The sequence below is a fragment of the Kribbella sp. WER1 genome (assembly GCF_054189145.1).
The window spans coordinates 5,741,084-5,754,805 of the sequence record NZ_CM135186.1; the positions used below are offsets into that span (position 1 = coordinate 5,741,084).

The 13,722-nt window shown below is 67.4% G+C and carries 8 protein-coding genes; all 8 read left to right on the forward strand.

Annotated elements, in window-relative coordinates; all coding sequences use genetic code 11:
- Positions 1 to 155: 155 nt before the first annotated feature.
- Positions 156 to 1,169 (forward strand): MCE family protein, encoded by a 1,014-nt coding sequence (locus ACXJJ3_RS27920; protein ID WP_458164817.1) that lies wholly within the window; start codon positions 156 to 158, stop codon positions 1,167 to 1,169.
- Entirely contained in the window at positions 1,169 to 2,356 is a 1,188-nt protein-coding gene (locus ACXJJ3_RS27925; RefSeq protein WP_458164818.1) for an MCE family protein, read from the forward strand. The genes ACXJJ3_RS27920 and ACXJJ3_RS27925 overlap by 1 nt, the downstream gene beginning before the upstream one ends.
- Positions 2,353 to 3,579, forward strand: a complete 1,227-nt coding sequence (locus ACXJJ3_RS27930) for an MCE family protein (RefSeq protein WP_458164819.1) — start codon at positions 2,353 to 2,355, stop codon at positions 3,577 to 3,579. The genes ACXJJ3_RS27925 and ACXJJ3_RS27930 overlap by 4 nt, the downstream gene beginning before the upstream one ends.
- Positions 3,576 to 4,865 (forward strand): MCE family protein, encoded by a 1,290-nt coding sequence (locus tag ACXJJ3_RS27935; protein ID WP_458164820.1) that lies wholly within the window; start codon positions 3,576 to 3,578, stop codon positions 4,863 to 4,865. Before ACXJJ3_RS27930 ends, ACXJJ3_RS27935 begins: the two co-directional genes overlap by 4 nt.
- A complete protein-coding gene (locus ACXJJ3_RS27940; protein WP_458164821.1) occupies positions 4,862 to 5,353 on the forward strand; it encodes a hypothetical protein in 492 nt (163 codons plus the stop codon). Before ACXJJ3_RS27935 ends, ACXJJ3_RS27940 begins: the two co-directional genes overlap by 4 nt.
- Before the next feature lie 188 nt (positions 5,354 to 5,541).
- Positions 5,542 to 6,018, forward strand: a complete 477-nt coding sequence (locus tag ACXJJ3_RS27945) for a hypothetical protein (protein ID WP_458164822.1) — start codon at positions 5,542 to 5,544, stop codon at positions 6,016 to 6,018.
- Between the two features lie 264 nt (positions 6,019 to 6,282).
- The gene (gene rpoB, locus ACXJJ3_RS27950; RefSeq protein WP_458164823.1) at positions 6,283 to 9,765 is read left to right on the forward strand and encodes a DNA-directed RNA polymerase subunit beta; all 3,483 of its coding nucleotides are present in this window, start codon (positions 6,283 to 6,285) and stop codon (positions 9,763 to 9,765) included.
- Between the two features lie 68 nt (positions 9,766 to 9,833).
- Positions 9,834 to 13,691, forward strand: a complete 3,858-nt coding sequence (locus tag ACXJJ3_RS27955) for a DNA-directed RNA polymerase subunit beta' (protein WP_458164824.1) — start codon at positions 9,834 to 9,836, stop codon at positions 13,689 to 13,691.
- Positions 13,692 to 13,722: the final 31 nt, after the last annotated feature.

Below are 13,722 nucleotides of genomic sequence, written 5' to 3' on the forward strand. Positions count from 1 at the left end.
CTCGACTGTTCGGCACGCATCTCCGGCGCCCAGGCGGGCACCTCGCTGCGTTGTCGTCGGCACACGATGAAACCCGCATCGAGTACCTCCTCCGCCTTGCGATGCGCCCACCTGGACACCGGAGCCGCGCACCAACAGCCGAGGGGGGTCACTCTGTGAAGCCCTTCCGGGAACAGAACCAGGTGACGATCGGCGTGATCGGGCTGACTGTGATCGGGCTGATCATGCTGGCCGCGTTCAAGGCCCAGGACCTGCCGCTGATCGGCGGCGGCACGAAGTACTCCGCGCAGTTCTCCGAGGCCGGCGGGCTGAAGGCGAACGACGAGATCCGGGTGGCCGGTGTCCGGGTCGGCAAGGTCCGCGACGTCGTCCTCGAGGGCACCCACGTGCGGGTCGACTTCGTCGTCGACAAGGGCGTCAAGCTCGGCGACCACACCAGCGCCGAGATGAAGATCAAGACGCTGCTCGGCCAGAAGTACCTGAAGCTCGACCCGTCCGGCGCGGGGCAGCTGAAGCCCGGCTCGGAGATCCCGCTGGACCGGACGGTCTCGGCGTACGACGTGGTCGACGCGTTCACCGACCTCGCGAACACCACCGACCGGATCAACACCGCGCAGCTGGCCAAGGCCCTGGACACGCTGTCGGCGACGTTCCAGAACACGCCCGAAGAGGTGCAGGCCTCGCTGACCGGCCTGTCCAGGCTGTCCGAGAACGTGGCCAAGCGCGACGCCCAGCTGAAGCTGCTGCTGCAGCACTCGAACGTGGTCACCAAGGTCCTTGCCGACCGCAACCAGCAGCTGATCAAGCTGATGAAGGACGGCAACAAGGTCTTCCAGGCGGTGCAGGCCCGGCGGGCGCTGATCCACCAGCTGCTGGTCTCGACCCAGGCGCTGTCCGCGCAGATCACCGCGCTGGTCCGGGAGAACCGCAAGGACCTGGCGCCGACCCTGCAGAAGGTGAACGCGGTACTCGCGGTGCTGCTGCAGAACCAGAACTCGCTGGACGCCAGCCTGAAGGGCCTCGCGCCGTTCGTCCGGGTCTTCACGAACACGCTCGGTACCGGGCCGTGGTTCGACACGTACCTGCAGAACCTCGCGCCGGTGCCGGAGATCCCGTTGCCGAAGGTGCTGCCCACCGGGCTGCCCCCGATCCTGGGAGGTGGCGGCTGATGCGGGTGAACGGGCTGTCCCGGCTGATCGCGGTGGCGGTGGTCCTGGTGATCATCGCGGTCAGCGCGATCACGCTCTGGCCGAAGCCGAAGCGGGTGACCGCGACGGCGTACTTCCCGCGCGCGGTCTCGATCTACCCGGGCTCCGACGTCCGGATCCTCGGCATCAAGGTCGGCGAGGTGGAGAGCATCACGCCGGCCGGCCGCTCGGTCCGGGTGAAGTTCTGGTGGGACGCGAAGAACAAGGTGCCCGCGTCCGCGAAGGCGGTGATCGCGTCGCCGTCGATCGTCGCGGACCGGTACCTGCAGCTCACACCGGCGTACTCCAAGGGCGCCGAGATGGCCGACGGCGCCGAGATCCCGCTCGACCGGACCGCCGTACCGCTGGAGCTGGACCAGATCTACCAGAGCCTGAACGACCTGTCGGTGGCGCTCGGCCCGAAGGGCGCGAACGACCAGGGCGCGCTGGCCCGGCTGCTGGACGTCTCGGCGAAGAACCTGAACGGCCAGGGCGCGAAGATCAACCAGACCATCACAGACGTGTCGAAGCTGACCAGCACGCTGTCGGGGAACTCGTCGGCGCTGTTCAACACGATCCGGCAGCTGCAGACGTTCGTGTCGGCGCTGGCGGCGAACGACGCGCTCGTGAAGCAGTTCAACACGAACTTCGCGCAGACCACGACCACGCTGGCCGGTGAGCGCAAGGATCTGGGGACGGCGCTGGCGCTGCTGGCGACCGCGCTCGGCGAGGTCGCGTCGTTCGTGAAGGAGAACCGCGGCCTGGTGAAGACGACGGTCTCCAGCGCGACCCAGCTGTCGCAGATCCTGGTGAAGGAGAAGGCCGCGATCGCCGAGGTGCTGGACACCGCGCCGCTCGGCCTCGGCAACCTGGCCCGGATCTACAACCCGCAGTTCGGCACGCTGGACCAGCGCATCAACCCCGGCCAGCTCGACGACCCGGCGACGTTCATCTGCTCGATCCTGATCCAGGCGGGGCAGGGGATGTCGTCCTGCTCGGCGCTGAAGCCGGTGCTGGACGCGCTCAACAAGCTCACGAAGATCACCGGGCTGGCCGGCGGTGCCCCGGCCAGCGGCGGCCCGGCCGGTACGCCGTGGGCGCCCGCGCCGCAGGCCCCGCTGAACCGCCCGGACCCGGTCGACCCGACCCTCGGGGGGCTGGTCAAATGACACGCCGGACGTCCGTCGTGGCCGGGATCGCCGCGCTCGCGATGCTGCTCACCGGCTGCGACTTCTCGGTGTACTCGCTGCCGCTGCCGGGCGGCGCGAAGATCAAGGGGCCGTCATACACGGTCACCGTCGAGTTCGCGGACGTCCTGGACCTGGTCCCGAAGTCGACGGTGAAGGTCGACGACGTCACGGTCGGCACGGTCGAGAAGGTCTGGCTGGACGGGTACGTCGCGAAGGTCCGGATCAAGCTGCCGAAGAGCCTCGACCTGCCGGACAACACGCACGCCACGATCCGGCAGACCAGCCTGCTCGGTGAGAAGTTCGTGTCGCTGTCCCGGCCGACCGGATCCGAGCAGCCGCACGGCAAGCTCGAGAACGGCGAGCTGATCCCGCTGTCCCGGACGACCAGCAACGTCGAGGTCGAGGAAGTCCTCTCGGCGCTGTCGCTGCTGCTGAACGGCGGCGGCGTGGCGCAGCTGCAGATCATCACCCAGGAGCTGAACAAGGCCCTGACCGGGAACGAGCCGGCCATCCGCAGCGTGCTGACGCAGCTGAACATCTTCGTCGGGACCCTGGACCAGAACAAGAATCGGATCATCACCGCGATCAAGTCGGTGGACGCGCTGGCCAAGAAGCTCAACGCGCAGAAGGCGACGCTCGCGACCGCGATCGACTCGCTGCCGAACTCGATCAAGGTCCTGGATCAGCAGCGCGCCGCCCTGGTGAAGACGCTGCAGGCGCTGGCCACGCTCGGGAACACGGCGACCCGGGTGATCACCTCCGCGCAGCAGGACCTGGTGGCGAACCTCAAGTCGCTGTTCCCGATCCTGACCAAGCTGGCCGAGGCGGGCGCGAACCTGCCGAAGTCGCTGGAGCTGCTGTTCACGTACCCGTTCCCCGACCAGGCCGCGAACGCCGCGAAGGGCGACTTCACGAACCTCGGCATCACCGTGGACGTGGACACCCAGAAGGCGCTGAAGAACCTGATCGGGATCCAGATCCCGACGATCGGCCCGACGGGCATCATCCCGACCGGCCGGATCAGCCTCCCGATCCACCTGCCGACCAGCGCGGCCCCGACCGGCCCGAACCTGCCGGTGCCGACCGGCACGGCGACGACCTGCATCACGCTGCTCGGGCAGCCGATCTGCACGCCACAGCTCAAGCGGTCCGGGTTCGATCCCGACCTGGCCCGGGCCCTGATGCCGGGAGCGGTCTCATGATCACCAGAGCGGTCCGGATCCAGTTGATGGTGTTCCTGCTGATCACCGTCGTCGGCGTCGCGTTCGTCGGCGCCCGGTACGCGCAGGTCGACCAGCTGGTGGTGAACAAGAACTACACGGTCAGCGCGAGCTTCGCCGAGTCCGGCGGGATCTTCTCCGGCGCCGAGGTGACGTACCGCGGCCAGCCGGTCGGGCGGGTCGGCGACCTCAAGCTGCTGCCCGACGGCGTCGACGTGAACCTCGAGATCGACAAGAAGTTCAAGATCCCGAACGACCTGCTCGCGGTGGTCGCGGACCGGTCCGCGATCGGCGAGCAGTACGTCGACCTGCAGCCGCGCCGCGACGGAGCGCCGTACCTGCAGGACAACTCGAAGATCGCCCGCCAGGACACCGCGATCCCGATCGACACCACCGAGCTGCTGCTGAACCTCGACCAGCTGGTGAACTCGGTCGACAAGGAGAGCCTGAAGACCACAGTGCGGGAGCTCGGTGCCGCGCTGAAGGGCAAGGGCACCGACCTGCAGAAGATCATCGACAGCTCCGGCAAGCTGATCGACGACGCGGACGCGAACGTGCTGCAGACCATCAAGTTGATCAACGACGGCGACACGGTGCTGGCCACCCAGGTCGCCAGCGGTGACGCGATCAAGACCTGGGCGAAGAACCTCGCGCTGCTGTCCGACACCCTGGTCAGCTCGGACACCAATCTGCGGACCGTGATCGACCAGGGCTCGCTCGCCTCCACCCAGATCACCGGGCTGATCCGGGACAACAGTGCGGACGTCGCGGTGCTGCTCGGTAACCTGCTGACGGTGAGCGAACTGACCGCGGTCCGGCTGGATGCCGTCGAGCAGCTGATGGTGGTGTACCCGGCGGTGGCGATGGGCGGGTACGTCGTACCGGCCAAGGACCCGGGCACCGGGCACTACGACGCGCACTTCGGCCTGGTCGTCGGACTCAGCCCGCACGCCTGCACGACCGGGTACGGCGGCACCGACAAGCGGGTCCCGCAGCTCGTCACGAACACACCGGCGAACACCAAGGCCGCCTGTAAGGCGAACCCGTCGACCGGGATCAACGTCCGCGGCTCGCAGAACAAGCCGGCCCCGTCCTCGCGGTACCTGAACCGGACCGGGTACGGCGTCGGCTACGACCCGGCGACCGGTCAGGCGGGCGGTACCGGCGGGATGCCGGACGTCGTACTCGGCTCGACCGGTGGACAGCAGGAGCTGCTCGGCAAGGACTCCTGGAAGGCACTCATCCTCGGACCGGTGACCGGCAAGTGATCGCAAGGAACGGCCGGCTGCTGCTGGCCTGGGCGCTGAGCGTGCTGCTGATCGTGGCACTCGTCGGGGTGACCCTGTCGGTGGTGGCGCTGAGCAAGCAGCGCGCCGCCGACGCGCAGCGGACCGGCGCGATGAAGGCGGCGCGGCAGCTCGCGCTGGACTTCACGACGTACAACTACCAGACCTGGGACGCGGACTCGAAGCGCGTCATCGACGACTCCACCGGGCAGTTCAAGCAGGAGTTCCAGGCCGGGATCGACGCGGTGAAGACCGACGTCGTGTCGAACAAGGCGACCTCGAAGGGGGACGTGAAGGAGGCGGGGGTGGTGTCCAGCGACAAGGACTCCGCGCAGGTGCTGGTGATCGTGAACGCGGTGGTGACGAACACCGCCTCGACCACCGGGACCGAACGCCGCTACCGGATCAAGCTGGACATGGTCAAGGAGAAGGACCGCTGGCTGACCGCCGACCTGCAGGTGGTGGGCTGATGCCGACGCCGCGCAACCGGCCCCGGATCGCCGGCCAACGCCGCCCCGCGAAGCCGGACACGGTTCAGCCTGAGGTCCAGAACGACGGACAAGATGATGTGACCCCGGTCACAGGAGAGCCTGAAGAAGAAGCAGTTCCGGAGCCTGTCACTCCCAAGGTATCTACGGAGAGTGACCGTCCGCGTGGTTTGGGAAACGTCCTGACCGCAGCCCTCGGCGTGGTCGTCGTACTGACCCTGGCGGTTGCCGCCGTGCTCGGCATCAAGGCCTGGCACGGGCAGCAGGCCGAGGACGCCCGGGACCAGGCTGCCGCGGCCGGCCGGAAGGCGGCCGAGACCGCGCTCAGCTACGACTACCAGCACCTGGACCAGAGTTTTGCCGCCGCGCGGGCGACGATGACGCCCGACTTCGCCGCGAAGTTCGACGAGACCGCGAAGGTCGCCGGCGAGCTCGCCACCAAGACCAAGGCCACGGTGAAGGCCGACGTCCGCGAGGTCGCGGTCCGCGACGGGGACGCCGACCGGGTCACGCTGATCATCTTCGTGAACCAGACGACGACCAGCACGATCACGAAGGGTAGTCCCCGCGTGGACCTGAACCGGACCCGGTTCACGATGGTCCGAAACGGGGACCGATGGCTGGTCCAGGAGATCGCCGGACTGTAACCTCTACCTAACTCCGCACCAAGAGGACGCCGGGTGGCTCGCAGGTGATCTACCGGCTGGAGACCCCGGGTCGGTCCTTGACGGAGAGGGTGGTCCGACGGCAAACTGTTGGACCCCATTGGACAGGCTTGCCTGGAGCATGTAACCTATTGCTTTGCGCTGCCTTTTCCCTCGCCCTCGTTCGAGTCGTGACTTGACTGGGGCGGCTTGGCGTGCGCTCCCAGCACCGAAGTGATTTTTTGCGAGCCCGTGGAAGGACGCCCCTTGGTCGCCTCGCGCAACCCCCAGTCCGACAGCATTTCCAACGTCACCGGCCCCCGCCGCATCTCCTTCGCGAAGATCTCCGAACCGCTCCAGGTTCCGGATCTGCTTGCGCTGCAGGTGGACAGTTTCGACTGGCTGGTCGGTAACGAAACGTGGCAGGCCCGAGTGGCCGCCGCCGAGGCCGAGGGGCGGTCGGACCTGTCCGGCCCCAGCGGCCTGGAAGAGATTTTCGAGGAGATCTCCCCGATCGAGGACTTCAGCGGCACCATGTCGCTGTCGTTCCGCGACCACCGCTTCGAGCCGCCGAAGAACACGGTCGACGAGTGCAAGGAACGGGACGTCACGTACTCCGCTCCGCTGTTCGTCACCGCCGAGTTCATGAACAACGAGACCGGCGAGATCAAGAGCCAGACCGTGTTCATGGGCGACTTCCCGCTGATGACCCGCAAGGGCACGTTCGTGATCAACGGCACCGAGCGTGTCGTCGTTTCCCAGCTCGTCCGCTCGCCCGGTGTGTACTTCGAGCGCACCCCGGACAAGACGTCCGACAAGGACATCTTCACCGCCAAGATCATCCCGTCGCGCGGCGCGTGGCTGGAGTTCGAGGTGGACAAGCGCGACATGGTCGGCGTCCGCCTCGACCGGAAGCGCAAGCAGAACGTCACCGTGCTGCTGAAGGCGCTCGGCTGGACCGACGCGCAGATCCTCGAGGAGTTCGGCGACTACGAGTCGATCCGCCTCACCCTGGAGAAGGACCACACCTCCGGGCAGGACGACGCGCTGCTGGACATCTACCGCAAGCTGCGTCCGGGTGAGCCGCCGACCCGCGAGGCCGCGCAGGCGCTGCTGGAGAACTACTACTTCAACGGCAAGCGCTACGACCTGGCCAAGGTCGGCCGCTACAAGATCAACAAGAAGCTCGGCCGGGACGAGGCGCACGACCAGGCGGTGCTGACCGTCGACGACATCGTCGCCACGATCAAGTACCTGGTCGCGCTGCACGAGGGCAAGACCGAGCTGCCGGCCCCGCGCGGCGAGATCGTGGTCGAAGAGGACGACATCGACCACTTCGGCAACCGCCGGCTGCGCACCGTCGGCGAGCTGATCCAGAACCAGCTGCGCACCGGCCTGGCCCGGATGGAGCGCGTGGTCCGGGAGCGGATGACGACCCAGGACGTCGAGGCGATCACGCCGCAGACCCTGATCAACATCCGCCCGGTGGTCGCGGCGCTGAAGGAGTTCTTCGGCACCTCGCAGCTGTCGCAGTTCATGGACCAGACCAACCCGGTCGCGGGTCTCACCCACAAGCGCCGGCTGAACGCGCTCGGCCCGGGTGGTCTGAGCCGTGAGCGGGCCGGCTTCGAGGTCCGCGACGTACACCCGTCGCACTATGGCCGGATGTGCCCGATCGAGACCCCGGAAGGCCCGAACATCGGCCTGATCGGCTCGCTCGCGTCGTACGGCCGGGTGAACGCGTTCGGCTTCGTCGAGACGCCGTACCGCAAGGTCGCCGACGGTGCCGTCACCGACCAGGTGGACTACCTGACCGCCGACGAGGAGGACCGGTTCGTCATCGCGCAGGCGAACGCCGCGCTGACCGACGACAACCGGTTCGCCGAGGAGCGCGTGCTGGTCCGCCGCCGTCACGGTGAGGTCGAGCTCGTCCCGGTCGACGACGTCGACTACATGGACGTCTCGCCGCGCCAGATGGTGTCGGTGGCGACCGCGCTGATCCCGTTCCTCGAGCACGACGACGCGAACCGCGCGCTGATGGGTTCGAACATGCAGCGCCAGGCGGTGCCGCTGATCACCTCGGACGCCCCGCTGGTCGGTACCGGCATGGAGTTCCGCGGTGCGGTCGACGCCGGCGACGTGGTCGTGTCCGACAAGCCCGGTGTGGTCAAGGAGGTCTCGGCCGACCTGATCGAGATCGCGGCCGACGACGGCACGTACCAGACCTACCGGATGGCGAAGTTCCGCCGCTCGAACCAGGGCACCTGCATCAACCAGCGCCCGCTGGTGGACGCCGGGCAGCGGGTCGAGATCGGGACGCCGCTGGCCGACGGTCCGTGCACCGACGAGGGCGAGATGGCCCTCGGCCGGAACATGCTGGTCGCGTTCATGACGTGGGAGGGCTACAACTACGAGGACGCGATCATCCTCAGCCAGCGCGTCGTGCAGCAGGACCTGCTGACCTCGATCCACATCGAGGAGCACGAGGTCGACGCCCGCGACACCAAGCTGGGCCCGGAGGAGATCACCCGGGACATCCCGAACGTCTCCGACGAGATGCTGTCCGACCTGGACGAGCGCGGCATCATCCGGATCGGCGCCGAGGTCACCACCGGTGACATCCTGGTCGGCAAGGTCACCCCGAAGGGCGAGACCGAGCTGACCCCGGAGGAGCGGCTGCTGCGCGCGATCTTCGGTGAGAAGGCGCGCGAGGTCCGCGACACGTCGCTGAAGGTGCCGCACGGCGAGGAGGGCACCGTCATCGGTGTCCGCGTCTTCGACCGCGACAACGGCGACGAGCTGCCGCCGGGCGTCAACCAGCTGGTCCGGGTGTACGTCGCCCAGAAGCGGAAGATCTCGGTCGGCGACAAGCTGGCCGGCCGGCACGGCAACAAGGGCGTCATCTCGAAGATCCTGCCGGTCGAGGACATGCCGTTCCTCGAGGACGGCACCCATGTCGACGTGATCCTGAACCCGCTGGGCGTGCCCGGCCGGATGAACGTCGGCCAGGTGCTGGAGACGCACCTCGGCTGGATCGCCTCCCGCGGCTGGGAGGTCGACCCGGAGAACGAGGAGGAGTGGGCGCAGCGGCTGATCAAGCTCGGCGCCGGCTCGGCCGAGCCGATGACGAACGTCGCCACCCCGGTCTTCGACGGCGCCACCGAGGAAGAGGTCACCGGCCTGCTGTCCTCGACGCTGCCGAACCGCGACGGCGTCCGGATGGTCAACGGGCAGGGCAAGGCGCGGCTGTTCGACGGTCGTTCGGGTGAGCCGTTCCCGGACCCGATCGGCGTCGGCTACATGTACATGCTGAAGCTGCACCACCTGGTCGACGACAAGATCCACGCCCGTTCGACCGGTCCGTACTCGATGATCACCCAGCAGCCGCTGGGCGGTAAGGCCCAGTTCGGTGGCCAGCGGTTCGGCGAGATGGAGGTGTGGGCCCTGGAGGCCTACGGTGCCGCCTTCGCGTTGCAGGAACTGCTGACCATCAAGTCCGACGACGTCGTCGGGCGGGTCAAGGTGTACGAGGCGATCGTCAAGGGCGAGAACATCCCGGAGCCGGGTATCCCGGAGTCGTTCAAGGTTCTGGTCAAGGAAATGCAGTCCCTCTGCCTCAATGTCGAGGTGCTCTCGTCCGACGGAAGCCGGGTCGAGATGCGCGACAGCGAGGAGGACGTCTTCCGGGCGGCGGAGGAACTGGGCATCGACCTGTCCCGGCGCGAGCCGAACAGTGTCGAGGAGGTCTGAGCGGGTTGCCGCTTGACATCAACAACCAACCCACTCAGACCACTTTTAGCAACGGGAGATAACACATCGTGCTCGACGTGAACTTCTTCGACGAGCTTCGGATCGGCCTGGCCACCGCGGACGAGATCCGCCAGTGGTCTCACGGCGAGGTCAAGAAGCCGGAGACGATCAACTACCGGACCCTCAAGCCCGAGCGTGACGGTCTGTTCTGCGAGAAGATCTTCGGTCCCACCCGGGACTGGGAGTGCTACTGCGGTAAGTACAAGCGCGTTCGCTTCAAGGGCATCATCTGCGAGCGGTGTGGCGTCGAGGTCACCCGCTCCAAGGTGCGCCGCGAGCGGATGGGCCACATCGAGCTGGCCGCGCCGGTCACCCACATCTGGTACTTCAAGGGTGTCCCGTCGCGGCTCGGCTACCTGCTCGACCTCGCCCCGAAGGACCTGGAGAAGGTCATCTACTTCGCGGCGTACATGATCACCGACGTCGACGACGAGGCGCGGCACCGCGACCTGTCGTCGCTCGAGGGCCGTGTCGACGTCGAGCGCAAGCAGCTCGAGAACCGTCGTGACAACGACATCGAGACGCGGATGAAGAAGCTCGAGGAGGACCTGGCGCAGCTCGAGGCCGAGGGCGCCAAGGCCGACGTCCGCCGTAAGGTGAAGGAAGGCGCCGAGCGTGAGGTCAAGCAGCTGCGCGACCGTGCGCAGCGCGAGATCGACCGCCTCGACGAGGTCTGGACCCGGTTCAAGAACCTGAAGGTCCAGGACCTGGAGGGCGACGAGATCCTCTACCGCGCCATGAAGGAGCGGTTCGGCAAGTACTTCGAGGGCGCCATGGGTGCCGCCGCGATCCAGCGCCGGCTGGAGACCTTCGACCTGAAGGCCGAGGCGGACAACCTGCGCGAGACGATCAAGACCGGTAAGGGCCAGCGCAAGACCCGCGCCCTGAAGCGGCTCAAGGTCGTCACCGCGTTCCTGGCCACCAACAACAGCCCGATGGGCATGGTCCTGGACTGCGTCCCGGTCATCCCGCCGGATCTGCGCCCGATGGTCCAGCTCGACGGTGGCCGGTTCGCCACCTCGGACCTGAACGACCTGTACCGCCGGGTGATCAACCGGAACAACCGGCTCAAGCGGCTGCTCGACCTGGGCGCGCCGGAGATCATCGTCAACAACGAGAAGCGGATGCTGCAGGAGGCCGTCGACGCGCTGTTCGACAACGGCCGCCGCGGCCGTCCGGTCACCGGCCCGGGCAACCGGCCGCTGAAGTCGCTGTCCGACATGCTCAAGGGCAAGCAGGGTCGTTTCCGTCAGAACCTGCTGGGCAAGCGCGTCGACTACTCCGGCCGTTCGGTCATCGTGGTCGGCCCGCAACTGAAGCTGCACCAGTGCGGTCTGCCGAAGGCGATGGCGCTGGAGCTGTTCAAGCCGTTCGTGATGAAGCGACTGGTCGACCTCAACCACGCGCAGAACATCAAGTCCGCCAAGCGGATGGTCGAGCGTCAGCGCGCCCAGGTTTGGGACGTGCTGGAAGAGGTCATCACCGAGCACCCGGTCCTGCTGAACCGTGCACCAACCCTGCACCGGCTCGGCATCCAGGCGTTCGAGCCGCAGCTGATCGAGGGCAAGGCGATCCAGATCCACCCGCTCGTCTGCTCCGCGTTCAACGCGGACTTCGACGGCGACCAGATGGCGGTGCACCTGCCGCTGTCGGCCGAGGCGCAGGCCGAGGCCCGGATCCTGATGCTGTCGACGAACAACATCCTGAAGCCGGCCGACGGCCGTCCGGTCACGATGCCGACGCAGGACATGATCATCGGCATCTACTTCCTGACCATGCTGAAGGACGGCGTGAAGGGCGAGGGCCGGGCGTTCGGCTCGGTGGCCGAGGCGATCATGGCCTTCGACCACGGCGAGCTGTCGCTGCAGGCGAAGATCACGCTCCGGCTCAGCGGTTCGGCCGCTCCGGCGGACGCGGTCGAGCTGGCCGAGGGCTTCAGCCTGGAGACCACGCTGGGCCGGGCGCTGTTCAACGAGGCGCTGCCGGCGGACTACCCGTTCGTCGACACCGAGGTGGGCAAGAAGCAGCTCGGCGGGATCGTCAACGACCTGGCCGAGCGGTACACCAAGGTCGAGGTCGCGCACGCGCTGGACGCGCTGAAGGACCTGGGCTACTACTGGTCCACCCGGTCCGGTGTCACGGTGTCGATCGACGACTTCAGCACGCCGCCGAGCAAGCCCGAGATCATGGCCCGGTACGAGTCCCAGGCCGAGAAGGTCCAGAAGCAGTTCGAGCGCGGTCTGATCACCTCGTCCGAGCGGCGTCAGGAGCTGATCGAGATCTGGACCGGCGCCAACGCCGAGGTCGGCAAGGCGATGGAGGAGAACTTCGCCAAGGACAACCCGATCTGGATGATGGTGCACTCCGGTGCCCGAGGCAACATGATGCAGATCCGGCAGATCTCCGGTATGCGTGGTCTGGTGGCCAACCCGAAGGGCGAGATCATCGCCCGGCCGATCAAGTCCAACTTCCGTGAGGGCCTGTCGGTGGTCGAGTACTTCATCGCCACCCACGGTGCCCGGAAGGGTCTTGCCGACACCGCGCTGCGGACCGCCGACTCGGGGTACCTGACCCGTCGTCTGGTGGACGTCTCGCAGGACGTGATCATCCGCGAGGAGGACTGCGGCACCGAGCGGGGCCTGCCGAAGAAGATCGGCGAGAAGGACCCGTCCGGCAAGGTCGTGCACGCCGAGAACGTGGAGACCAGCGCGTACGCGCGGACCCTGGCCACCGACGCCTTCGACCCGGACGGCAAGCTCGTCCTGGCCGGCGGCTCCGACCTGGGCGACGTGTCGATCGCGAAGCTGGTCGCGGCCGGGATCGAGGAGGTCAAGGTCCGGTCGGTGCTCACTTGTGACGCCAAGACCGGTACCTGCGCGAAGTGTTACGGGCGTTCGCTGGCGACCGGCAAGCCGGTCGACATCGGCGAGGCGGTCGGCATCATCGCGGCCCAGTCCATCGGTGAGCCGGGCACGCAGCTGACGATGCGGACCTTCCACACCGGTGGTGTCGCGGGTGATGACATCACCCACGGTCTGCCGCGTGTGGTCGAGCTCTTCGAGGCCCGCCAGCCCAAGGGCAAGGCGCCGATCTCGGAGGCCGCCGGCCGGATCTCGATCGAGGACACCGACAAGACCCGGAAGCTGGTGCTCACCCCGGACGACGGTTCCGAGGAGGTCGCCTACCCGGTGTCGAAGCGTGGCCGCCTGCTGATCGAAGAGGGTCAGCACGTCGAGGTCGGCCAGCAGCTGACGCAGGGTACGCCGGACCCGCAGGAGGTTCTGCGGATCCTGGGTGTCCGCAAGGCGCAGGAGCACCTGGTGGACGAGGTCCAGGAGGTGTACCGGTCGCAGGGTGTGGCCATCCACGACAAGCACATCGAGATCATCGTCCGGCAGATGCTGCGCCGGGTCACGGTGATCGAGTCGGGCGAGGCGAACCTGCTGCCGGGCGAGCTCGCGGACCGGATCATGTTCGAGGCGGAGAACCGCCGCGTCGTGGCAGAGGGCGGTACGCCGGCCTCCGGTCGTCCGGTGCTGATGGGTATCACCAAGGCCTCGCTGGCCACCGAGTCGTGGCTGTCGGCCGCCTCTTTCCAGGAGACGACCCGGGTCCTGACCGAGGCCGCGATCCACGGCAAGTCCGACTCCCTGGTCGGTCTGAAGGAGAACGTCATCATCGGAAAGCTGATCCCGGCGGGTACCGGCATGGACCGTTACCGCAACATCCGGGTGGAGCCCACCGAGGAGGCGAAGGCCGCGATGTACTCGATGGTCGGCTACGAGTCGTACGACTACGACTTCGGCCCGTCCAGCGGTCAGTCGGTCCCGCTCGACGACTTCGACCTCGGTTCGTACCAGAACTGAGCCGAAATCACCCCGCCGAGGGCGGCACTTC